At 39.2% G+C, this 21,247-nt stretch carries 25 protein-coding genes, 1 tRNA gene and 2 pseudogenes; 17 read left to right on the top strand and 11 right to left on the bottom strand.

The annotated features are described in order from the left end of the window. Positions 1–494: 494 nt before the first annotated feature. On the bottom strand, positions 495–722 hold the full coding sequence (locus J5U23_RS03695; RefSeq protein WP_218266996.1) for a hypothetical protein: 228 nt from the start codon (positions 720–722) through the stop codon (positions 495–497). Positions 723–1,092: 370 nt separating this feature from the next. On the opposite strand from J5U23_RS03695, the gene J5U23_RS15655 reads away from it, so the two are divergent. Beyond that, positions 1,093–1,221, top strand: a complete 129-nt coding sequence (locus J5U23_RS15655) for a hypothetical protein (protein WP_322789629.1) — start codon at positions 1,093–1,095, stop codon at positions 1,219–1,221. Between the two features lie 88 nt (positions 1,222–1,309). On the opposite strand, the pseudogene J5U23_RS03685 reads toward J5U23_RS15655, so the two are convergent. Continuing rightward, positions 1,310–2,589 (bottom strand): annotated as a pseudogene (locus tag J5U23_RS03685) (tyrosine-type recombinase/integrase). A 113-nt stretch (positions 2,590–2,702) separates the two neighbouring features. On the opposite strand from J5U23_RS03685, the gene J5U23_RS03680 reads away from it, so the two are divergent. The 4 genes from J5U23_RS03680 to J5U23_RS03665 are packed head-to-tail and all read left to right on the top strand — an operon-like array spanning position 2,703 to position 8,075. Then, positions 2,703–3,515 (top strand): integrase, encoded by an 813-nt coding sequence (locus J5U23_RS03680; RefSeq protein WP_407690811.1) that lies wholly within the window; start codon positions 2,703–2,705, stop codon positions 3,513–3,515. A 41-nt stretch (positions 3,516–3,556) separates the two neighbouring features. Then, positions 3,557–3,787: a hypothetical protein gene (locus J5U23_RS03675; RefSeq protein WP_218266995.1), complete on the top strand. Its 231-nt coding sequence runs from the start codon at positions 3,557–3,559 to the stop codon at positions 3,785–3,787. Continuing rightward, on the top strand, positions 3,784–7,905 hold the full coding sequence (locus tag J5U23_RS03670) for a hypothetical protein (protein ID WP_218266994.1): 4,122 nt from the start codon (positions 3,784–3,786) through the stop codon (positions 7,903–7,905). The genes J5U23_RS03675 and J5U23_RS03670 overlap by 4 nt, the downstream gene beginning before the upstream one ends. Then, complete coding sequence (locus tag J5U23_RS03665) at positions 7,902–8,075, top strand: hypothetical protein (RefSeq protein ID WP_218266993.1); 174 nt, start codon at positions 7,902–7,904, stop codon at positions 8,073–8,075. Before J5U23_RS03670 ends, J5U23_RS03665 begins: the two co-directional genes overlap by 4 nt. 2 nt (positions 8,076–8,077) lie before the next feature. Here J5U23_RS03665 and J5U23_RS03660 read toward each other — a convergent pair whose 3' ends face one another. Further along, positions 8,078–9,556 (bottom strand): thermopsin family protease, encoded by a 1,479-nt coding sequence (locus tag J5U23_RS03660; protein ID WP_218266992.1) that lies wholly within the window; start codon positions 9,554–9,556, stop codon positions 8,078–8,080. A gap of 105 nt (positions 9,557–9,661) precedes the next feature. Here J5U23_RS03660 and J5U23_RS03655 point away from each other — a divergent pair, with 105 nt between their 5' ends. The 3 genes from J5U23_RS03655 (at position 9,662) to J5U23_RS03645 (ending at position 10,941) form a co-directional block, all read left to right on the top strand. Then, positions 9,662–10,138, top strand: coding sequence for a hypothetical protein (locus tag J5U23_RS03655; RefSeq protein ID WP_218266991.1), 477 nt, complete (start codon positions 9,662–9,664; stop codon positions 10,136–10,138). Positions 10,139–10,241: 103 nt separating this feature from the next. Next, complete coding sequence (locus J5U23_RS03650) at positions 10,242–10,574, top strand: hypothetical protein (RefSeq protein ID WP_218266990.1); 333 nt, start codon at positions 10,242–10,244, stop codon at positions 10,572–10,574. After that, complete coding sequence (locus J5U23_RS03645; protein WP_218266989.1) at positions 10,564–10,941, top strand: hypothetical protein; 378 nt, start codon at positions 10,564–10,566, stop codon at positions 10,939–10,941. Before J5U23_RS03650 ends, J5U23_RS03645 begins: the two co-directional genes overlap by 11 nt. A gap of 95 nt (positions 10,942–11,036) precedes the next feature. Here J5U23_RS03645 and J5U23_RS03640 read toward each other — a convergent pair whose 3' ends face one another. Beyond that, a complete protein-coding gene (locus J5U23_RS03640) occupies positions 11,037–11,567 on the bottom strand; it encodes a hypothetical protein (RefSeq protein WP_218266988.1) in 531 nt (176 codons plus the stop codon). Positions 11,568–11,572: 5 nt separating this feature from the next. After that, on the bottom strand, positions 11,573–11,746 hold the full coding sequence (locus J5U23_RS03635; RefSeq protein WP_218266987.1) for an AbrB/MazE/SpoVT family DNA-binding domain-containing protein: 174 nt from the start codon (positions 11,744–11,746) through the stop codon (positions 11,573–11,575). An 87-nt stretch (positions 11,747–11,833) separates the two neighbouring features. Here J5U23_RS03635 and J5U23_RS03630 point away from each other — a divergent pair, with 87 nt between their 5' ends. The 9 genes and pseudogenes from J5U23_RS03630 to J5U23_RS03595 all read left to right on the top strand — a co-directional run. Next, a complete protein-coding gene (locus tag J5U23_RS03630; RefSeq protein ID WP_218266986.1) occupies positions 11,834–12,136 on the top strand; it encodes a hypothetical protein in 303 nt (100 codons plus the stop codon). Further along, positions 12,133–12,333, top strand: coding sequence for a hypothetical protein (locus J5U23_RS03625; protein ID WP_244988816.1), 201 nt, complete (start codon positions 12,133–12,135; stop codon positions 12,331–12,333). Before J5U23_RS03630 ends, J5U23_RS03625 begins: the two co-directional genes overlap by 4 nt. Then, positions 12,334–12,474, top strand: coding sequence for a ribbon-helix-helix protein, CopG family (locus J5U23_RS03620; RefSeq protein WP_218266985.1), 141 nt, complete (start codon positions 12,334–12,336; stop codon positions 12,472–12,474). Beyond that, positions 12,471–12,593 (top strand): hypothetical protein, encoded by a 123-nt coding sequence (locus J5U23_RS15960; protein ID WP_280638395.1) that lies wholly within the window; start codon positions 12,471–12,473, stop codon positions 12,591–12,593. Before J5U23_RS03620 ends, J5U23_RS15960 begins: the two co-directional genes overlap by 4 nt. 6 nt (positions 12,594–12,599) lie before the next feature. After that, positions 12,600–12,851 (top strand): hypothetical protein, encoded by a 252-nt coding sequence (locus J5U23_RS03615; protein WP_218266984.1) that lies wholly within the window; start codon positions 12,600–12,602, stop codon positions 12,849–12,851. Positions 12,852–13,040: 189 nt separating this feature from the next. Continuing rightward, on the top strand, positions 13,041–13,211 hold the full coding sequence (locus tag J5U23_RS03610) for a ribbon-helix-helix domain-containing protein (RefSeq protein WP_218266983.1): 171 nt from the start codon (positions 13,041–13,043) through the stop codon (positions 13,209–13,211). Between the two features lie 50 nt (positions 13,212–13,261). Beyond that, positions 13,262–13,471 (top strand): CopG family transcriptional regulator, encoded by a 210-nt coding sequence (locus J5U23_RS03605; protein WP_218266982.1) that lies wholly within the window; start codon positions 13,262–13,264, stop codon positions 13,469–13,471. Further along, the gene (locus J5U23_RS03600; RefSeq protein ID WP_218266981.1) at positions 13,468–16,686 is read left to right on the top strand and encodes a hypothetical protein; all 3,219 of its coding nucleotides are present in this window, start codon (positions 13,468–13,470) and stop codon (positions 16,684–16,686) included. The genes J5U23_RS03605 and J5U23_RS03600 overlap by 4 nt, the downstream gene beginning before the upstream one ends. A 137-nt stretch (positions 16,687–16,823) precedes the next feature. Then, a pseudogene (locus tag J5U23_RS03595) lies at positions 16,824–16,979 on the top strand (putative integrase); the annotation flags it as partial. 60 nt (positions 16,980–17,039) lie between these two features. On the opposite strand, the gene J5U23_RS03590 reads toward J5U23_RS03595, so the two are convergent. The 6 genes from J5U23_RS03590 to J5U23_RS03560 form a co-directional block, all read right to left on the bottom strand. Next, a tRNA-Thr gene (locus tag J5U23_RS03590) sits at positions 17,040–17,114 on the bottom strand. Positions 17,115–17,438: 324 nt separating this feature from the next. Then, on the bottom strand, positions 17,439–17,765 hold the full coding sequence (locus J5U23_RS03585; RefSeq protein WP_218259480.1) for a nucleotidyltransferase domain-containing protein: 327 nt from the start codon (positions 17,763–17,765) through the stop codon (positions 17,439–17,441). Next, entirely contained in the window at positions 17,766–18,164 is a 399-nt protein-coding gene (locus tag J5U23_RS03580) for a HEPN domain-containing protein (protein WP_244988815.1), read from the bottom strand. It abuts the gene before it with no gap. After that, the gene (locus tag J5U23_RS03575) at positions 18,165–18,443 is read right to left on the bottom strand and encodes a hypothetical protein (RefSeq protein WP_218266980.1); all 279 of its coding nucleotides are present in this window, start codon (positions 18,441–18,443) and stop codon (positions 18,165–18,167) included. A gap of 771 nt (positions 18,444–19,214) precedes the next feature. Further along, positions 19,215–20,744, bottom strand: a complete 1,530-nt coding sequence (locus J5U23_RS03565; RefSeq protein WP_218266979.1) for a phospholipase C — start codon at positions 20,742–20,744, stop codon at positions 19,215–19,217. Positions 20,745–20,835: 91 nt separating this feature from the next. After that, positions 20,836–21,246, bottom strand: a complete 411-nt coding sequence (locus J5U23_RS03560; RefSeq protein WP_218266978.1) for a DUF2299 domain-containing protein — start codon at positions 21,244–21,246, stop codon at positions 20,836–20,838. Position 21,247 lies beyond the last annotated feature (1 nt).

The raw sequence follows: 21,247 nt of genomic DNA, 5'->3' as shown, positions 1-21,247 counted from the left end.
ATCTTGTTATAAAGGGAGAGGTACTAAAAACTATTCGAAATATTCTTTAGGAATTTCGTTAATACATATCAATTCTTCCTAACTAGAACTATGAAACGTTAGTATTTCTGGAGAGTTTTAGCTAAGTTTTACCTTACTAAGTATATTATTGCATTAAAATTAATACCTATTATGGATTTAAGAAAAATAATCACGACATTCGCTCTGCTTTATTTTTCCTCTTCATCATTTAGTAGTCATGGAAGAGATCTTTGTTGATTTAAAGCCAAGAGATAAATTAACCATTTTAGGAGATAAGGAAGTCCTTAAATTAAGAGCATATTCCTCCGAAACGAGAACGAGATAATAGACAAGAAACACATATTGATAATAATTGTAAAGATTACAAAAGTGTTTTTAGAAAATACTAAAAATCCCAAGGTGCTGTGACAGTTATAAGACTTCATACTAATAAGCAATCCTAATTTTTGCAGAGTAAACAGGAGGAGTTTACTCTATTTAACCTTCCTCTCCAACTCCTCAACCCTTCTCTTCAATTCTTGCAGTTCCTTAACTATTTCTTCCAAACTCACTTTACTTCCTTCCTTTTCCCTCATATAACACTCGAAATAGTCTTTCAACACTTCATATACGCTCACTTTCCTTTTTTCGACCTCATCAACTATCTTCTTCCATAACTCTTCATCCGGGAAATATACCGATTTGTAACCGGGTCTGGACATTTTACCTTAATATATTTACTGTACTTCAATATAAAAACCTTATTGTACCGCAATGTACCGTAAAATTGGAGCGACGGGCTGACATATGATGAGCTTGTTGCGAGCTGACCCTGCCTTATACTTCTTTGTACTTTATAACTAATAACTTTAATCCTGCCCGAATCCCAGATTTTTTAGTCAAAAGAGCAAGCTCTTACAATAATGAAAACAATATTACCATTTTAGTAAACTTGCTGGAAAACTATAGCTAGCGCATTTCCTGAGCCGTCGTAAGGATATTACCAGAATAGTAAAACTATTAAGGGGGAGTTAACGGAATTTTTACATATGAAAAAAAGAACTAACACAAAAGCAAAAAATACTGATTATATTGGCGGAAAGAGGGGCTTTGACATTAGAAGAGTTAGAAAGATATACAAAAATTCCGAGGAATTCGTTGTTGAAGAACTTATCACAACTTGCAGCTGAGGGAAAGATAACCAGGGTTGGTTACATATAGGAGGAAGAAAATATAGGAAGTACTCTTTGAAGACATCAATACTTAAGGAATTGGGAATAGAATAACTTTTATAGGTAAATTCTCTAGTTTACTCTAACAGACACGGGGCATAACTATCGTAATATTGCTGCAGTTCAATATCACTTATAACGAAATAGTGATCTTGGAGTATTCTAAATTGCTGTGGCGAAACTCTACCCTGGAGTAAATTGACGACCATCAGAGATACTCCCTGTTTTAACATATAAGATGTAAAGAAGGACCGTAAATCATAAAGTCTGAATTCTTTCCCTAAAGTCTTCCTCATAGCCTTCTTTATCTCAACTCTTAAACTGTCTTCTCTAAAGGGAAATAATTTAGCCTTCCAGCTCTCTATATCAATCCCTTGATCTGGATTTGCATCTACTAATTTCCTTAAACTACTCTCATACTTCTTAATGAACTCTTCACGGTAGGGAAGGTATTTTTCCTTAAGCCATGCTGCAGTTTTCTCATGTAAAAACGTTATGTAAGCCCTTCTAGTCCTACTCACCTTTTATTAAAGTCAATTTGGTCCACTCTTAAGTTTAATACTTCCCATACTCTCAGCCCAGTTTCAGCTAGTATTAAGAAGAACGCTTTAGCCCCTAATTCCTCTATATTATTAAATATTGATTTAACTGTGTCTAATGTCAAATTAATTGGCTTATGGGTAGGTCCCTCTTTAGGATCTTTAGGACTATCGAGTTCGAGAGACTCATAAAGTTCCCTTGCAATTCTTGGGCTTTTAGGTTTTATCACTCCTTTGATGAATAGTTTTAACGCCTTAATAGTATGCTCAGCCCTTCCTTCACTCTCCTCTGAAATATCTAAAATATACTCTTTTAATTTAGTAGGAGTTAATTCGTAGTTTAGGTCTGCTAAGGCTCTCCTTAAATAGTTGATTCTTTCTTGTGCAGTTATTTTACTCCTATTTTTCTCACCAATCTCTCAAAAAAACTCAATATCCTCTTTAGTAACTATATAGGAGTTTGAGGGTTCTTTAATGTAGTCCCCTAATTCTTGCCATAATAGTGTTAGGAAGAAGTTCCTAAATCCCTCGTCTTTCTTTGCCTTTATGATTGCACTGATGACAGTAGTAGGGTCTATGTCAGTAGTCTTTACGCCGTAAATAATGTCGCTTAATTCGTCTACTGTTAATAGTTCTGAGGTTTTCTCCACTATCTCATTAGGTATCTTTTGAATCTTCCCGTTAATATACCGGTTTAGTGTACTTCTACTTACTCCAGTATGTCTAGAGACGTATGATAGTCCATGTTTCTCTATAGCCTTCTCAATTATCTTTAACTTTTTATCATCATCTAATTTTGATACGTCTACTTTTGGCATATTTTATGTTCACTATATCTTAACTATAGGTTGTTGCAAATTTAACCTTTACTGTTGCATTAACGTGTAATTCTATAAAAGGAGAAGAACGTAAAATAAGCCGCGGCCGGGATTTGAACCCGGGACCTCTGCCTTACCAGGGCAGGGAAGAGGGGGCTGAACGACGTAAAATATCGTTGGTTGCCAATTTGCGACAATATGCGACAGACGGCAACTTAAACGCCTTCCGCGATTATCTCTTAAACGAGAAGAAGTTAGACCCCACGACGGTGCAAACACGATTATTATACTTACTACCGGGTAAAAAGATTACGTTTAACAACCAGAGCGTGAAGACGTATAGGTCGTTCGCAAAGTTCTTAGCTTTACGCGAGATAATAAGCGAAGATTTCGCCGACGAAATATTAAAAGAAATTAAGACTCCTAAATCAAAGCCGGATTTAAGAGTCCCGACAGTTGAAGAGGTAAAACACACTCTGCAGTTAGCGAATGAGTATAGCGAAAACGTCTATACGGTCTACCGTTTAGCTCTGGAATCAGGTGCTAGGTTGAGCGAAATACTACGCGTGTTGAGAGAGCCTGAGCGTGACGTTTGTGATGGGCCGATATGTTACTACCCGCTTTCATGGAGTCGCGGCTACAAAGGTGTCTTCTACGTCTTCCACATAACGTCCCTGAAGAAAATTGATATAACGAGATGGGGAATAGCAGGTTTTGAACGACGTCATAAGGACGCTATTCCTATTAAATATTTTAGGAAATTCGTCGCGTCTAAGATGGCGGAATTAGGCATCCCGTTGGACGTCATAGACTTTATCCAGGGCAGAAAGCCGACACGCGTGCTGACGCAACACTACGTATCGCTCTTCGGCATAGCGAAAGAGCATTATAAGAAGTACGCGGAATGGTTACGACGTTTCACCTAATGAATTTTTTATTTTTTAACCTGATTGTCGAGTTTTTTCTCATGTTTAAAAAACTCCCCGATGGAGCAGTAATCGAATATAACAACGGTTACACTGTCAAGCTTAAAGTAGAGGGTAGGAAGCTCAGGCTGAGGGAAGAGCTGAACGGTAACCCTATCACCGATACCGTGCTTTATCTTAACGAAGACCAAGCAAAGCAGATAAGGGATGCGCTAAAGAAGGCAAATAATGCAGATGAAGTTATGCAACTGCTTCAAGGTGTTATGAAATGATTTACAGACCTCACTTTACCTATATTCGAGCGTCAACTCCTGACCAGAAGACTGCTAGAGAAGCCGGAGCAAATGAGGACTGGAGAAGACAGGAATTACATATAAGACCTGTAGTAGTTCAACATATAGTTAAGCACATAAGCGAAAGAAGACCGGTAGTAAGACGTATAGAAGTTGAAAGGAGACCTGAGCCGATTATAAGACCTATTGAGATACGACCGGTTATACGAGTTAACCAACAGGAGGAACATAGCCAGATAGGACCAAGACTTGGAGGACCCAATAGAAATCATGTTGGGATCGTGGGACTCGGAAGTGATCAAAAAACAACTAACGGACGTTTTATTCAAATAGGTCCAAGACCCGGAGAACTCAATAAAGAATATGAAAGAGGTATCACCGTAAAAGATGAGCATAATAAAATCGGTGATTATTTGCCACCAAGTCATGAAAGAGAGAGCTTTCCGACAATCGGGAAGGAGATAATATTAAACGGGCACGTGATAAGGGAAGCAGAAAGTACTTCTGAATCTCAACATACCGATCAACGTTCACTGAATGAAGGAGGACTCGGGGGACCCAACAGAAATCATGTTGGAATAGGACGTGTAAAATCTGAAGCAACTACGAGCAGTCAGGAAACAACTAATAAACCATTAAGAGGCATAGAGGCAAATAATGAACATAATAGAATAGGACTTGGTTTACCGTTACCGAAGCCGAAGAACGACTTAATAGGAAAGGAGATATTGATTGGAGGCAAGATAATAAGGGAAGCAGAAAGTACACCTTTGATCACACCTCAACCTAAGGAAGTGATCATTCACGGGCAGACAATAAGGGAAGCCGATACGACAAGCTCACCTTCCACGTCACCCACGTCATCACCGTTGTCTAATGTAAGAAACTCGATACTATCCCGTAACGAGAGCGGGATGAAGCAATCTGAAGGGGTGAGTACGGCAACTAACCCGGTTCAGCCGACAACTGCAAACCCAAATATTCAAAATATGATAGATCAACTGATCAACACGGGACCTAACCTACAAGCACAGCCAACGGGCAACGTCATAGCACAAGGAAGCACAGGTCAGTCTAACAATAATCCGTTTGGTGCCATAGGCTCGTTCTTTTCGGGTTTGGCAAACGACGTAAGTAACGCTGTATCCTCTGTTGTTCAGGGTGCCAAATCACTTGGAAGCGATATTGCACAGGGTCTCGGAGATGTGAATAATGCAATAAACAGTGCGTACTCTTCAGCTTACGGCACGAAGACGCAGAATGCGGGTAACCCACTACAACAATTCTTTAACGATATAGCAGAGGGATCCGCTCTCGTAGGCTATTATGGCACTGAAGCGTTAGGTGGTGCGGGTGAGGAGCTAGCAAATGTCGCAAAAGGTAAGGGTCTTGAGAACTTCGGGCAAGCCGTAAATCAGTTCAATAATTCAAAGATATTCGGTGTATCGGGGAAGCAGATAGCAAAGGGCGTCGGGGATGTTACGGAAGTTGCTTTGCCCGCAATTGCCACAGCTGTGGTTGCACCTGAGTTACTACCCGCAGAGCTAATCGGAGAAGCGGCATCGGTAGGGATAGGGGAAGGCATATCCAAGGTAACAACGGGAAAATGGCAATCTCTTCCTGCTGTTTTGCAGGAGGCTAACGAGGGCGGTATCCTAGGCGTAATAGGAGGTGCCGCCGGAAGTGCTGCTGAGTCCGGTCTCGCTAAACTCGGTACAATGATTGGTGGTAAAGCTGGGGATATTTTGGCTGGTGTTGGTGGTAAAGCACTTGCTGGTGCTGCGGTTAACGAAGCGTTAACTGCACCGTTTACTAGAAACCCGGAGCAACTCTTACTTGCCGGTGCTTTAGGTGCAGCAGGCGGTGCTGCTGCAGATCTTATACACGTTTCTAATGTATCAAGTATAGAAAACAGTGCGGTCAGAAATGCGATAGATACTTCAGAAGCCGGGGCAAGGCTCGGTAATGATATCGTGAATGAGGGTATAGAAAGAGGGGTTTTAACTCCTGATGAAATAAATGGGAAGACGACGACTCAAATCGGTGATTTACTCAGGCAGAAATATAATGAGCAGACACAATCATTATTATCGAAACTCGATCCTGAAACCCTACAGCAGTTAAAGGACAAAGGGATAATTACGGATACAACAATACTTAAACCGGACGAGTTTGCTAAGAACGTCGATTTACCTGATCTTCAACAATTCAAAGAAACCGCAGATCTTCTTGAGAAGTATAACGAGGGGATAGGTAAACTAGTAGGAGGGAAAAAGCTGAGCATAGGAAATAGAACGCTGTTATATAAACTAAATATGGGAGATGAAAGAGCAATAGGTATCGGGTCTGCAGGTAAATCCGACATCTTTAACGAGATCAGGAGTGTAAACGATATAGACAAAAACGTGGCAGGCATTTATAATGTAACGTCAGATGTACGAGATACGGCAATAGGGTTGGAGAGACAAGGATTCGGGGAAGAAGGTAAATTACTCCAGAACGTGTTTAACGCTACAAAGAAGATGAAGAGTGTACTCTCTGACTTGAGACCGGGCAAGGTCACTGAACTGGACTTCAGAGATTTGCCGAATGCGGACGTGGTAGGCAAAACAATCAAAGACTACTTTACTACAGAAGTGGGAGGAAGAGATGTTACAGTGTACGGTTCTAATAGTGTGAAGCAATATCTTGAAGATATTGCAAAAAGATTTGGTGGGAAAGTCGATGATAGCAACCCTAAGACATTCAGGATAATTAAGGACGGAAAAATACTGTGGGAATGGAGAAAGCCCGGAGATGTAGATGCGTTCATCAAAACTGATAACCCGAATGAGCTGTCTAAGATAGCCCAAGACCTCGCGGATAGGCTGAATAAGGCTACCGGCACGAGCGATTTTGAAGCAGAGGGCAAACTGGTTACCTACAAGCCTACCGGCGAACACGTGGTTGATTTGCATATGCCAAACGAGAGTAGTGACGCTTTCAATCTTTACGCTAACAAAAGCACGGGCGCCGATTTAGGGCTTCAGAAACCAACACCCAATTATAATGATGTAGGGGTTGCCAAAGTAAGCCAAACTGCAATTACCAAAGCGAATTCCATAGCGGGATTAAGGCAATTGACACTTAACGATTTCATGAATGAGATAAACACGTCCAGAATTGATAACCCTGACTATATTGTTAACGTGATATCAAAGTTTACAAATGGGCTTGATCATGATACGACGGAAAACGTGCTGTCCTATGTTTTGCATAACGTCAAGAGTAACGATCTGAGAGACTACCTTGCTGACCAATTCGCTAACAAGTTCGGATTCGATAGAGATACACTTCTGAATAAAGTGGTAAACCCTGAAGATATTAAAAGCGTTTTGGACAAGGAGGTACAATACATATCACCGGCTAGCTACAGATTTAAGGATACTCAGGACTTTCTCACACTGCTTAAGCTGGCTTCAGAACTTAGCGATGACAGTGAACTAAAGAGTTTGTATGAGCAACTGAGCAAAGAGTTTGCAGATAGGGGGATACTACCGAGAGAAGAGATAACGACTGAAGATATCGTTAATGCACAAAGATTCATAGACAGTTTGGGATCGCCTGATATTGAAAGTGGGTCTATCAGAATAGGAAGTATCGGATCTACCGGAGGATCAATCGGCTCCGGAGGATCAATAGGAGGAAGTATTGGCTCCGGTGGTTCAATAGGTTCTATCAGTCCACCAATATGGGTTCCCGGAGTCGTAAATCCTAGTGGAGGATCTATAGGTTCTACCAATCCACCGCCTTCACCGATATGGGTTCCCGGAGTAACGAGCCCCGGTGGTGGGTCAATCGGCTACATAAACCCACCTTCACCGATATGGATTCCGGGAGTTACCACAACAAGCGGAGGATCTACAGGATCTAATAACAATCAACAATACATCGAGTACGTTAGTCCATCATCTCAGCCTCCAGTGTTTAGCTCACAGGGACCGATACCGATGGGACCGCCACCGACTATCCCCGCATTCGCTCCCGGTGGCTTTATGGGAGGAGAAAGGCAAAGAGAATCAATATCCGGAATGTCCGGTGAGATGATAGTACTGTGAGAGGAGTAAGCTGGATTCACGTCCAAAGACCTTCATTTACGCCTGTAGTGTTTTATGATCCTGCGGGAAAGACTGTCTATATTCCAATTTACGCTATGAACCCCATTATCCCTAAAAACCCACCTGCATACCACGTGGCTTTGGATAGTAATAACTTACTGACACTCTGAAATTATCTAAATTTTTTCATTCGTTTAAAAGCTCTATGACGTCTGTACCTCCTAACTGCTCTATAGATTACCGAGGACACTATAATTATGAATATCAAAAACACGACCAGACCTATTATAGCATCATTAGAAGAAGAGGATGAAGTATTTGTGCTTTGTGATGAAATGGAAGAAGAGGATAAAGTATTTGCGCTTCGTGATGAAATGCTGGTACTTTGTTGAAAATAAAGTTTGGGCAATTCGGTCACACTTACTTGCTTCCAGAAAGTATTGTTTCCCGTGATTACAAATGCGCTTCCGTTTATACCGATTACTTCTAGATTATCAGCAGCTTCTCCGGTCATACCGAAAGGATAAAACGATTTAGGTGTTATGATTGTCCCGTTCAATAGGACTATTTGTAGTCCTAGGCTCGCATTCATTTCTTTAAAATAAGTATATTCGCCATTATCTTCTCCGGCAAAAACCAGATCAAGATCGTATGGATCATGACTCGGTGTTATATTAAACGGGTTTACCAGAACAAACGCCGATATTGCCCCTTTTTGGTGTATTGTTACATTATCATACCACACTATTCCGGAACCTAGATTATAGCCGAATGAAACAATTACGGAGTTCGGAGATATGGAATCTAATTTCGTATAGAGAATAACGGAAAAAGGTAGCGAATAGTTTCTTTGCGTTCCGACTGCTCCGTAATAATATCCATATTTATTATTATAAAAGTATACATAACCGCCTCCAGTCACACTTGAATTACTAAGTAATGATTCTTCGCTGGTATAATTCCAAACATTATCAATGATGCGAAAAGTATTTTGATTCGTAACAAAATCCACCACGTTTTGTAGCCAATAAACATAAGTACCGTATGTAGTATTGACTTGTAAAACAGCATTCATCTGCAGACCTGCACCCCAAGGACTTGTTCCATTAGGCGGAGTTGCATTATACGCAAGAATTGAATAGACAGTTACATATCCTATAGCCTCTTGATAAGGCACAACGGTTCCGATTATCCTCCCGGATTCATTAGTCACGCCGAAAAAGCCTAAGCCTATCGGAGCCGGGAGTGAGAAGTAATAAGCTAATGGGAGTATCGGTAACACAGTAGCACGAAAATATATACTAACATTATCGGTACTGACGTTATTATAAGCTACAACAAAATATTCTCCACCGGGAAACTCAAAATCCTGATCCATACTTTGCGTAATTATTGTATAGAGGGAGGAAGTCTTCTGACCCTGAGAGAACTCATTGAGTTGTTGTTGGTTCATAATCATTAAAGTGATCGGTGCTGAAGCCTGTAATTTAACATGAATGAACTGACCGTTATATACAGTAACATTATAGTAGAAATAATAATCATGCTGTAATAAAGTGACTCCGGAGTTTTGGGCATTATACAACGAGATTAATGAGAGAGATAAAATCATCACGAGGAAGGATATACGAATCCAGTTTATGGACGACACTTTGACCTCCTCATATCTTATGTTAAATCTTTTCTTTATAAAAATATATATACACGCGTGTTACATGTTAAATACTTTTTTTATTCCATGCATAAAATTTCAATCATGCAGTATTTCGCTTTAGTACTTCTTGTCTTGATTTCCGTAGGAGCCACACTTATCATAATACCTTACGTGAGCCTACTTATTACCACGATAAATAACGTTAACGCAAAAGTTTACACGGTTTTCAATAGCAGTGTTTCACTTTCCGGTACTTGGCTCGTTAACGGTAGTAAGTTCACGCAAGTTTCAACAACGCCAACGAATAGACTTATCGTAGAGGTTGCACAAGGGTCTTATGCGTATTTTTCAAATAAAACGTGGTCTGAGATGCTATCCGACAACGGCGATAACGGTCCTATCTTTTCTCCTTATGCGGTGTTCAATTTGTCTGCAGGAAATTACAGTTATAATATACCGACTCAGGCTTTTGATTTTGAATCACCGATTTATAATATATTATCGGATTTAGCATTGTTCTTTGTCGTAGCAATCGTGTTTATTCTCTTCATGATCCTTTCGTACTCAAGGAGAAGGTAAGATATTCATATCCCTTCTCTCGGTTCCCCCTTAGTACTTGTTTTTAAACGTGTTGAACTAGGTACTTTTTTTATTTTTTAACTTGGATTCACGACTAATAATTATGGAAAAAATTTTCCAAACCGCATGTCTGAAGAAGAAAAAAGCACGTGACAAAACATATTATTATATCGAATTGCCCGAAAACGTAGTGTTTGATTATTATTATGTCGAGTTGCAAAAATTTAGAGATAGATTTGAAATAATTATAAAGATGTTCTCACGGTTGGACAACGTGAAAAATTGGACGTTCAAACGCGTTAGAAATAGGCGTTTTATTAGCATACCGCCCGAACTAGTGAAAACGTTAGAGCTCAACACTAAACGACGACTTCAAGTAGAAATGGTTTCAGCGAATAAAATCGTCATTAGAGGGGCGATAAGAAATGATGGATGAAAACATGGCAAAAGCAGAAGAGAACCGAAAAGGGAAAGAGTTGATAAAGATCAAATTGCCTCAAACAATCGCCAATAAGTTTAGCATTATGTCATATTACAGTCTCAACATTCACGGTCTCGATTTGGTCGTGAAACTTAAAAACGACTGGGCGTCAGGTATACGGCTCAGCACGTGGCCCTATATACTTGTGCCGTATGAATTAACGTACTGCCATGCGGTCCTTCCCGGTTGCGTCTACGACGTCAAAGTGACGAATGACGGCGATACTACTATTCTCTACCTAAAACATGTCGGCACGGTGGGTAAATGGAGACAAATAATTGACGACCGTGAAAAACACGCAATGTATCTCGCCATGCTTTGACCGGAGAAAGCGGGAAAATGTTTTCACTATATATATAAAAATATATTATAATATAGTTCAAATGAAGATGAAGACACAAGGGAAAGCGGTTTACGCTAAATTAACGTTACTTCATGGAATTTACGCTCTAAACAATTTAGTTTTAAATAGTATAATTTTTCATTATCATACACGTTTTCCAATGTTTTTATAAAATCGGCAAGAGAAAATTTATAATACGGGTAACGAAGTTCTGCGTCATAATAAATAACACACTCTCCAAAATCCTCTTCGCGGAAAAACGAAGGTATGATAGGTACGTTGCCGTAAGTAATTGCAGTATAAATATAACCCACGTTGATCCCTTCCTCCAGATAAACGTACCAACTACCCACGTACAAAGCGTTGGGGTCTTGTATAGGCGACACCACATTGTTCCTCCACCCTTTAAGGGCGTCGGTTTTCGCGTCTTCTGAGATGATGAACGTATTTGTGAAAAACTTGTTTAGCATGTCCACGATGGGGGATATGTATTCTTTCCCCTCATGTTGGGCAATGATCTTTGAGATGGTGTAGTATTGAGGCTGTCCGTTCTTGTAGGCGAATTTGTTGCCTAATACCTTTTCTACGACTTCGGAAAATAGCATTGGTATCACTTCTTTAATCGTTTGTAACAGAGCCTGACTTCCCCGTCTCTTGTATCGACGCTTAGGACAAACTCGTCGTCTTTTGCTATGTTAAGTGCTCTTGCGATATCACGTGGGATATTAAGGTAATATGTTTCGTCACCTTCTCTTCCGCCCTTTCTTATATACGGCTTTACCATATCTTAGTTTATATCCGGAATACCTTATAAAGATTCCGGATATAAAAAAGTTTAAATATCCGGAATCCGGATATTTAATTGATCGGAATGAAAGCCCAAATCCAATTCGGGGAAAATTGGGTTAAGGTAAACGACTCTATTTTTTATACAACCCCTCACGGGGTTCAAATCCTAAAGGCATGGTATGAAAGCAAAGTAGGCGTGCCGGAGGAGTACATCGTAGAGACCTTAGAGTATTTAGCCAAGGCGTTCAGCCTACTGAAACCGCAGGATTATGAGGAGGCTGCATATTTCCTAGAGATATTAGAAGACGCCGACGTATATACGAACTTCAAGATAAAGGAAATAATCGATAGGATTTACGCAAACAAAACGGTGAAGGAATTATGATAGACTTGCTGGATCAAGTAGAAGAGTTGATCGGGGACATACTGAATGAGAGAATTAGGACCTACAACTATTTCGATTACTTCATCATAAACAGCACGACCGTGTTAGTGAAGATTTACGATGATCACAACAAGCTAATGTTCACGGTCAAAATGGTCTACCAAACAGGTAGTTTAGAGGTTGTTGAGGTGAGCTAAATGAAAGTTGTCACATTCAAAATAAACGACGAGTTTCTACAGAGATTGGACCTGTACTGCATTAACAATAGGAAAAGCAGAAGTGAGATAATCAAGGAAGCAATAACATTCTATCTCCACCAAAAGGGTGTAGAGAAATGAGGAAAGAGAAGAACTACAAAAACAGAGTCTATACATGCAAAATATGCTTTGCTACCTTTGCAGATTTTGACGAATTCGATCTTCATATGAAATTAAGTCATGAAGACCCGTTATGGTGAGGAGGAATGAGGATAATTATCCCCCGCAGGGTTATTGAGGAAAACGCGGAGTGTGCAAAGGAATACGACGACTATTACCCTTATGCCGACGATTTAGAGTATGAATTCACTACAGAGGAGGTCGATATTGATTACGGCGATTTGGAGGAAATTGTTGATGAGTACTTGGATGATGTCTTAGATATACTGATACATGATTATAGGGATAAATTGCTAAAGGCGTTAAAAAACTACAAAAAGGAGATGGCGTTAAAATGAAAACTTTCGGGAGTTTGAATTCATCACGTGATGAATTCATTTTGAGAAAGTGTTCAATGAAATACGTGGTTCAGAGTTTCAGTTTTCAATTTAGAGAGTCGCTAAGTTTGCCTTTAAGAGAACCACTAAGTATTCCGTTTATTATATTTTTTAACCAGTTTTACAAGTGAATATATGGTGGAACCTAAAATGGATTCAAAGGTGAAAGAAAAAACAGTAAGCAAAACGATTAGATTTTTACCAGAAGACGATGAGCTACTAGAAAAACTGAGAATATATTATGGAGTGAGAACTCAAGTTGATACACTGCGAATCTTAATAAGAGAGAAGGCGAGATCTCTAGGTATCTTCACAACCTAATCCGTTTTTTTCTCTTCTCATCAAAAAAAAAAATCAGGGGGTATATACACATGCCTAGTTTAAACTATATTAAACAAAATAAAAAACCTTCGTGCCCATTTGGAAGGCACTGCTTTACAGACTCCTCAGTTTGTGGACATATAGGTGAATATGCGGAATGCCCGCAAAGACTTGAGGACAAAATCCATGCCGAAATGAAGGAAGGAGTATACAGAGGAGACGACCCCTACACGCTCTTCAGGAGGGTGAGGAAGGAATGAAGACTGCAGAGTTTTTAAAGCAGTTGTGGGACGTACCGGGCTATTATGTTATCGGTGTACAATTAAACAGCGGGAAATGGCAATGGTTCACGACGACCCCTGAAGGTGCTGAGAAAATCCTAGAAAGATACAGAGAGACCGCAAATGTTTATTACGGCGTAAACCCAAGGGCTGAAGACCCGAAAGGGAAGAAGGGCTCAGACGCCGATATTAAGGAAGCTAATGTACTTTTTGCAGACTTTGACTTTAAGGAGAGGAAAGACTGCAAACCAGGGATATACAAAGAAGACCCAAACACCGGAGAGCTAGAGCTCTGCTATGATGAGAACGGGAAGACAGTGTATGTCCACAGACCGCCTTATGAGGAGTTGTTGAAAGACCTGGAAGAAAGAGGTATCTCAAAACCTAATTTTATCGTGGACAGTGGGAACGGGTACCATTTCCTATGGAAACTGGAAAAGCCTTACGGGGTTCAGAAGTGGAAGGAAATAGAGGCTGAACTTATAGATAGGCTGAAGGATTTAGGGGTTGACCCTCAGGCTAAAGACCCATCAAGAGTACTGAGGCTTCCGGGCTCAATAAACCATAGGAGTGGGAGGGAATGCAGAGTCCTATATATCAGCTCTGGAAGGGTGAGAGTAACAGAAAGCAAATATGAAGACATAATCCAAGATGTCCTACCGTGCTTTAAGAAGGCTGAAGATAGGAGGTTTGAGTTTGTTGGTCACTTCAGTGGTTACTTGGCAAGGCGTGGTGTCCCGCAAGAAGACGCTGAGAAGATTGTTGAGGAATTGTATGACAGAGCGGGGATACCACCAGAGCACGTTAAAGATGTTAAATATACCTATAAGGACTATTCAAAAGGTGGACATGTCACTGGTCTACCTGAACTGCAGAAGCTCTGTGAGGAGTTGGGGGCGCATATCAACCTCAAACTGTTAGGCAAAAAGAAGAAAGACCCAGAGGGCGCCGATACAGAGCCTGGAAAAGAACAACTCATAACCTCATTTGACACTCTGAGGATTTACCATGACTTTCAGCACGGAAAGGCATATGTTAGCACATATAAAGCCATAAGGGAAATGGTAAAACGGAAAGTAGGGAAGACTGAAATCGAAGTACCGGAAAAGGTTGTCAAAATTGACAAGACATTCGTCAATGAGGGCGGAAAGATAAAAGTATTGACGGAAGAAGACCTAGAAAGTCTTAATGACGAATACCTTCATGTTGAAAATCTCCACGTGAAGGTTGAAATGTACCCAAAGTTGAATTTGCCCACTGAAATTATAGAGGACGTAAAGATTTCAGATGTCTATAAAGAAGTGTTGGAATTTGTGAGACAGAGAGTAGACACGTTAAGACTTGAAGACCAAGTGACGATAACAGTTTGGACAATTGCCACGTATTTTGCCCCGGTTTTCAAATTCTTCCCATATCTTGCACCTATGAAATTAGGGTACAACTCAGGTGGGTCTCAGCTCTTAGAGACACTGTCATATATCGTTCCCAGACCTGCAATGATATCGAGTCCCACGCCGGCTTCAGTGTATAGAATGCAAGATGATTTCCAACCTACAATGTTAATAGATGAGTTAAGGAATAACATCAATAAAGACACGTTTAATGCCCTTTACGATATACTTGTGGCGGGTTACAAAAGAGGAGTGCAGATCCCAAGAGTAGGAAAAGACCAAGACGTGATGTACTTTGAACCATTCGGACCTAAAGCAATTATCGACCAGAGCCTAATAACCGCTCAGTATGATATTGCATCAAGGTGTCTATTTATCAGGCTCATCAGGAACACAAATCGTATTTCAAGCTACACGATAGAAAAGCCACAAGATCTTATCAATAAACTGCACAGTGTCTTCCTCATTTACTCCCCTACCGTATACTCATTATATTATAATATAAATAGTGGCTATACCGGGCGTTATGACCAAGTATACAGACCACTTATCACTATAGCTAGGCTGATAGATAAAGAAGACGAAAGTCTAAGAGTGGAAGAACAACTGAAGATAGTTCTGAATGATAGTATGGAATTTAGTGAGTCGTTAGCTATTGAAGGAGACCCGCAGAAGAAGGTGTACAGTCTGGTGGTAGAGTACATTAAGGGCTCACTCTCATTAAGAAACTTCTTTGAAGGTAAAAGCACGGAGGTCCATGAGCCTTGGCACAAGAAAGAAGAAGGAGATGAAGTCTACATTTTCCTCAGTGATTTGAGAAAGAAGATAACAGAATATGCCGTGGAAATGTACCAAAAAGACATCTCATACAGATACGACGAGGGGGGAAAATCTGCAGTTAGCGAAAGAGAATGGGAAAAGGTAGACCCGCAATTAGCTGAATTTTTAAACAACAGTAAGTTTATCGAGATACTTCAGAAGTTCTTTCCCGACAAAACGGTTAGGAGACATAGGGACAGGTATGCCTTGTTCTTGAATTCAGAGAGTTACAGTAAAATTATTTCGTTGAATTTTTCAGAAAGCCCTTCCCGAGTCGCGGTAGAAAACAAAGAGGGGGGTAAAACAAGGGATTCGTATAATTCTCAGAGTTCCGACAAAAACACGAATCCCTCAAATTTAACCCCACTCAGATCCCCGGGCGACTCATATTCCGACTCAGAAATAAAAATTCAAAATAAGGGATCTGAAAAAGAAAATACAAAACCACGTGTTGAATTGAAAGAACAAATGACGTTGCAAAATAGTAATAAAAATTCTGAGTCGGAAACAACTACCCCGACTCACCCGCGACTTGATTCCGACTCACAGAAAAAATCGCTGAGTCGGAATTATTCCAAAGAGGGGGTTGAGAAAAATTCGGCGACTCAAGGTCTGACAGCCAAACAACAAAAAATTTTAGACCTATTGAAGAAATTAAGGAAACGTGTGGGTGGTGTTATGCCTCTGGCAGAACTCAGTAAAGAAGAGTTGAAATTGCTTCCGGAACTGAAGGAGATTGGCTACATCAATTTCAATAATATAAATGTATGGTTAACCGTAGAGGGGTTGATAGATGTTGAAGAGTTCACCATGAACTATATCAAGTCAAAGCTGATGAAGTATGATGAGGTTGATGATGCTACATTGAATAAGATACTTGAGATTACAGTTTCAGCCAGAGAGAAGAGGTTCTGGAAAGACGTGTTGAAGTTGAGGGGAATTATCGAGGAAGTAGGGGAAGGGAAATGGAGAGTAAGGAATTGAATTTTTTGAAATTTAATTTTTTACAAAAGTGCGGATTCTTTGCCGTCTTCTTTCAACTCTACGCGTTTTAACGGCAAAAATTTACGGGTTGCCAAAGCTTTTAAATGCGAATTGGCAACCATAATACTTGAGGCGAAATGAGCGAAAAGCAACGTAGATATAAGTTCGGCGATTATATCTTAAGGGAAAGAAAAGGGCGGTATTATGTCTATAAGTTGGAAACGGTAAACGGTGAGTTAAGGGAAACTTACGTCGGTCCTTTAATTGATATCGTGGAAACTCATCTAAAATTGAAATTGGGGGTTGTAGGGGGTGTCCCCCTATTTGGGGGTGGTAGGGGGTACCCCCCTACAAGCCGCGGCCGGGATTTGAACCCGGGACCTCTGCCTTACCAGGGCAGCGCTCTGGCCAGGCTGAGCTACCGCGGCATTATAATGTTTAATTTGCAATGGGTTAAAAAGTCTTCTAGTTATCTGCTCTGTCATTGTATCTCAATGATAAATTAGAATATTCCACTAATTAATAAGATAAATACAAAAAGAAGTTAAAAAAGATAAAAGATAACTGCATAGAAAAGCCTATTAACTAACTATTCAAGGAAATGGAAAATGTATTAAAGGATATAAGGCAAATTTCTAATAACACTCTCTAAATTACATATTAAATATCCTTTAGGCTTTTTCTGTATTTCACCCATCTCATTTTTACGCGAAAAATGAGATTCTCATACTGACGTCGTAAGAGTAGGGATATTATATTTCTACGTATTCTCCAATAAACTTTAAGAAGAAATCTTCTTCGCTTTTCACAAGTACTTGAATATTTATCACAACTACTTCCTCATCTACTTCATTAAGTATTTCTAGAGCTCTCCTTATCTTCTCCTTATCTGTTAACTCTTCGTCATAAAATACTGCTATGTCCAAATCACTACTCCCAGTTACTTTTCCCTTAATTACCGACCCAAATACTATTACTTTATCAACTTTTCCAAACTTCTTAGCTACTAATTTAACCTCTTCAACAATCTTCCTCCAGTTGTTTTCTAAGTATTTTATATAATCTAGTCCCCACACCATTTATCCCCCCATATTTTCTTTACTAGAGGTTAATATACTATTTTCTACTGTATCTAAACAATCTGCAGTAAATTCTGAATCAACATTAACTAGTGAATACTGACCTTCAAATCTGCTAAGCTCTACTAAGTTGAGCTCCTTTCTCTTTCCCTTAATTAGCTTGCTTACCTCCTCTAGTTTAGTTAAGTTAGCTAAATCACTTAAAAGTTTCTTAATATTATGAGTTTCCGGATATGTGTATCCAAGAAATAGATAAGTAGACTTTATTAACAGTTCAGCAGAAATTTGGCAGTTTGTTGCAGCAACATCATAAAGACCTTCATTAAATATATCTTTAGCAACTTTTAAATAACTTAATGCTCTCTTGCAGAGTAAAGATGCTTTTTCGTACGAACCCATCTATGTGATATAAGAGGAAATAGATATAAAAACTTCCTTAGCATCGCATGGCTCCTCACCAACAACTGTTTTCTGTAACCTCTTGTAAAATACTGTGCTCTTAGAAGGTACTACGTGTTTCACCTCTAACAAACATGGGGAAATCGAGAATTTGTAGGCGTCAATCATGTACTCTTCTATATTCTTTGCTATCATAATACCATGTCCTTCTTGCATAATATTAACTACTTGACTCCCTAGAGTAATTTGGTTACAACCTCCTACTCGGGTTTTTGTCACCTCTTTTTTTATAGGTGATTCACAACTAGCCTTCTTTAATGAGGTTTTATCCGCCTTGTATCTAATAGGCTTATGTTGTTTTCTCCTTACTTGTTTATTTCTTTTTCTCTTGTAATACTTGATTTTACTCGCTCTCTAGTTTCACATTGATTCCTCGTGGGAAGAAAAAGACTATAAAAATATCAACCTCTATCACTCCCTTACGATTGGTAAAAATGAGATAATAAATGCTACCTTACAATTTGAATATTCAATTAATATTAATATTAGCAGTTGTTCTACTTTAACGTAACTTATAAGTTTTCATTAAACCTAGTGTATTCCCTAAACGTTTCTCAACGAACCGGAGAAACTCCTCCACCTTTCTGCTCAATCCTTTCATCTCCAGTATTCCAACTAAGGAATTGAAGGATTTAATGAAATCACTCTGGCAATGTCCGGCTTCTTCTCGGACTTCCCACTTTTCAATCAACCAAATGCAAAATTAAAAACTTCATCGATAGTGCTCAAAATCTTGAATAACCGAGGGAAATTAGAATAACTGCTACTAATATGATACTCATAACTAAAAATCAGTATTAATGTCAACTTTAAAACATGTTCTATAGAATCTGAGACTAAAAATGGTAATTAGGTTGAGAATAATCACATTAATCATCCTAAAGATCATATCAAAACTTCCGTTTTTAGAATTTGATGTTAAAAAGGAGAAGAAATTGTCTCTAGTCCCTCAAAATTGGAAGGTAAAAAAATGAAATGGGAAACGCTTGTTCATTTCTTTCTCCTCCTAACTAATAATGCTGTTCCTCCAAGTACTCCTATCAGTGACGAATATACGTAAAACTCAGCGACGAAACTATATAAATTATAAAAAGTGTAATAATAAGTCGAAATTCCAAGCACAATCAGTAACACTATGAGACCTATAGGAGTCAGTAACTTTTTCCTCCCTATTATTAATATGATTCCGACTATTTCTAGAGGCAATATATATTTCAATGAAGGTGCAGGGTACACTGTAGCATAACTTTTGTAATCGTTAGTAACTACAGCAATGTAACCATAATGGATAGGATGTTGTAATGGAATCGGATAAGTCCAATTATTTGGCGAGAGAATGATAGGGGATCTTGGCTTAGATGAGAAGTTAAACGCTTGTAATAATCCTTGCAAGTCACTGTTCTCCACGTATTTAGTTAACCACGGTAAATGCCAATTATAGTCAATAAATGCCAGTAACGTATAACCGGAGATGGTGTAATTATCCACGTAACCTTCCTTTGCATAAGGTGAAATTATAAGTAACGGAACTCTCTGCCCTAGCCCGTAATAATTAATTGCAGGAGGAACTACGTGATCATAATACCCACCGCCCTCATCAAAGGTTATAAATATTATAGAGGAGTTCCAAGACTTACTCTCCATTACAGCATTAACTACTTTAACAAGTTCCATTTCACTAGCAGTAACATTATAGGGCGGATGCATATCATACTTATCGCTATTACCTCCTAAGAACATCACCCAACTAACGGCTGGAAGGCTACCATTCTCTAAATCCTTAAAGAACACTGATAAATCGTAAATATAAGTCATATTAATTCCCGTAAATGCGGTTAGAGGCCATGGTATTCCATTAAGGTCATAAACGAAATAACCCCAACTTATATTACCCTTCTCTAGCTGATACATTATGGTCTCGTTGAAAGGTACTACGTTATACGCTTCATCGCTGAAGAAGTCAGGAGGAAATCCGGTTAAATAAGCTACCCTATTTGGTTCAGTCAATCCTAATACCGGCGAGAAGTAAGCATCAGCTAGCGTGTATTCCTCAGCGTAATCCCAAAGTATTCCCGCTTGTTGATAAGAAAAGTAGGCCATTGACTGTGTACCGGAGTAAAATACGAAACCAATTGGTTTTCCAAACCAGTAATCTCCATGGTATATAGTCCAACCTTCAGAAGGATCTAGTGTATCATAAGCATTAGCGTAATATGGATGGGAATACGACAATGGTAACCAAGGGATTGTGGGTACTGATAACCAACCAAGGACTCCGTTTCTAGTGTCTTCAAGCTGTATGTAGTTATCGTATAGTCCATCCGGCCACATCACAGAGAGCGTAATATTGTTTATAATTGGTGGGTAACCAAATGGATAAGTCCCAAATAAATTATCGAATGAGTGATTCTCTTCTATTATTATAATAACGTGTTTTATTGGCATTGAGGTATTTGCATGGAAGGTATCACTTATCAATAAAAGTGGGATTAGTATTATTAGAATTAACAACTTTTTCATATATTAAAATGTAACGTATAGATTTTAAGCATTGCTATATAGAGTATATAATCCATCCATAGTGAAAACGTATTAGGAAGTCAAAGAGTTTTCAACTTTCATTTAAAAGCTGTAATACTAATAAGGCCGAGTTCTTAACCAGAGTTACGTTATTTAAGGCTTCGTTTTTAGTTAATCCATCTGTAAACATTAGCCTAGCCACCTGAATCGACTTCGGTTCCTTATCATTAGGAGTGAAGAAGAATTCTACATTCATTCTCAATAACTCTTTCTTGATTTGTTCAACTAATCTTGGACTGTTTTTTAATTTCTCTTGATCTAACTCTAGTAATACAGCCACTATGTAGTATGTTGAATCTTGTCTAGGTCTTATAACAGACACCGGAAGACCGCCCATTGGAGGTGATACTGTAAAGTGAAAATATAGGTCACCGCTTTTAATTTGCTCTACCTTCATCCCAAGCTCTTTAAACCAACTGAATAATTCAGTATCACTAACCATT

The organism is Saccharolobus shibatae B12, from assembly GCF_019175345.1.
GTDB classification, from domain to species: domain Archaea; phylum Thermoproteota; class Thermoprotei_A; order Sulfolobales; family Sulfolobaceae; genus Saccharolobus; species Saccharolobus shibatae.
Note: the sequence above shows the minus strand (reverse complement) of the source record. Positions and strands in the feature narration are given on the sequence as shown.

Excerpts from the sequence above, each read along its gene's own strand:
- J5U23_RS15960 (WP_280638395.1), top strand. The coding sequence starts at position 12,471 with ATGAGGAAAGAGAAGAACTACAAAAACAGAGTCTATACATGCAAAATA.
- J5U23_RS03600 (WP_218266981.1), top strand. The coding sequence starts at position 13,468 with ATGAAGACTGCAGAGTTTTTAAAGCAGTTGTGGGACGTACCGGGCTAT.
- J5U23_RS03635 (WP_218266987.1), bottom strand. The coding sequence starts at position 11,746 with ATGGTAAAGCCGTATATAAGAAAGGGCGGAAGAGAAGGTGACGAAACA.
- J5U23_RS03620 (WP_218266985.1), top strand. The coding sequence starts at position 12,334 with ATGAAAGTTGTCACATTCAAAATAAACGACGAGTTTCTACAGAGATTG.
- J5U23_RS03585 (WP_218259480.1), bottom strand. The coding sequence starts at position 17,765 with ATGGTGTGGGGACTAGATTATATAAAATACTTAGAAAACAACTGGAGG.
- J5U23_RS03670 (WP_218266994.1), top strand. The coding sequence starts at position 3,784 with ATGATTTACAGACCTCACTTTACCTATATTCGAGCGTCAACTCCTGAC.
- J5U23_RS03560 (WP_218266978.1), bottom strand. The coding sequence starts at position 21,246 with ATGGTTAGTGATACTGAATTATTCAGTTGGTTTAAAGAGCTTGGGATG.
- J5U23_RS03645 (WP_218266989.1), top strand. The coding sequence starts at position 10,564 with ATGATGGATGAAAACATGGCAAAAGCAGAAGAGAACCGAAAAGGGAAA.
- J5U23_RS03615 (WP_218266984.1), top strand. The coding sequence starts at position 12,600 with ATGAGGATAATTATCCCCCGCAGGGTTATTGAGGAAAACGCGGAGTGT.
- J5U23_RS03625 (WP_244988816.1), top strand. The coding sequence starts at position 12,133 with ATGATAGACTTGCTGGATCAAGTAGAAGAGTTGATCGGGGACATACTG.
- J5U23_RS03655 (WP_218266991.1), top strand. The coding sequence starts at position 9,662 with ATGCAGTATTTCGCTTTAGTACTTCTTGTCTTGATTTCCGTAGGAGCC.
- J5U23_RS03610 (WP_218266983.1), top strand. The coding sequence starts at position 13,041 with ATGGATTCAAAGGTGAAAGAAAAAACAGTAAGCAAAACGATTAGATTT.
- J5U23_RS03565 (WP_218266979.1), bottom strand. The coding sequence starts at position 20,744 with ATGAAAAAGTTGTTAATTCTAATAATACTAATCCCACTTTTATTGATA.
- J5U23_RS03605 (WP_218266982.1), top strand. The coding sequence starts at position 13,262 with ATGCCTAGTTTAAACTATATTAAACAAAATAAAAAACCTTCGTGCCCA.
- J5U23_RS03675 (WP_218266995.1), top strand. The coding sequence starts at position 3,557 with ATGTTTAAAAAACTCCCCGATGGAGCAGTAATCGAATATAACAACGGT.
- J5U23_RS03630 (WP_218266986.1), top strand. The coding sequence starts at position 11,834 with ATGAAAGCCCAAATCCAATTCGGGGAAAATTGGGTTAAGGTAAACGAC.
- J5U23_RS03640 (WP_218266988.1), bottom strand. The coding sequence starts at position 11,567 with ATGCTATTTTCCGAAGTCGTAGAAAAGGTATTAGGCAACAAATTCGCC.
- J5U23_RS03695 (WP_218266996.1), bottom strand. The coding sequence starts at position 722 with ATGTCCAGACCCGGTTACAAATCGGTATATTTCCCGGATGAAGAGTTA.
- J5U23_RS03580 (WP_244988815.1), bottom strand. The coding sequence starts at position 18,164 with ATGGGTTCGTACGAAAAAGCATCTTTACTCTGCAAGAGAGCATTAAGT.
- J5U23_RS03650 (WP_218266990.1), top strand. The coding sequence starts at position 10,242 with ATGGAAAAAATTTTCCAAACCGCATGTCTGAAGAAGAAAAAAGCACGT.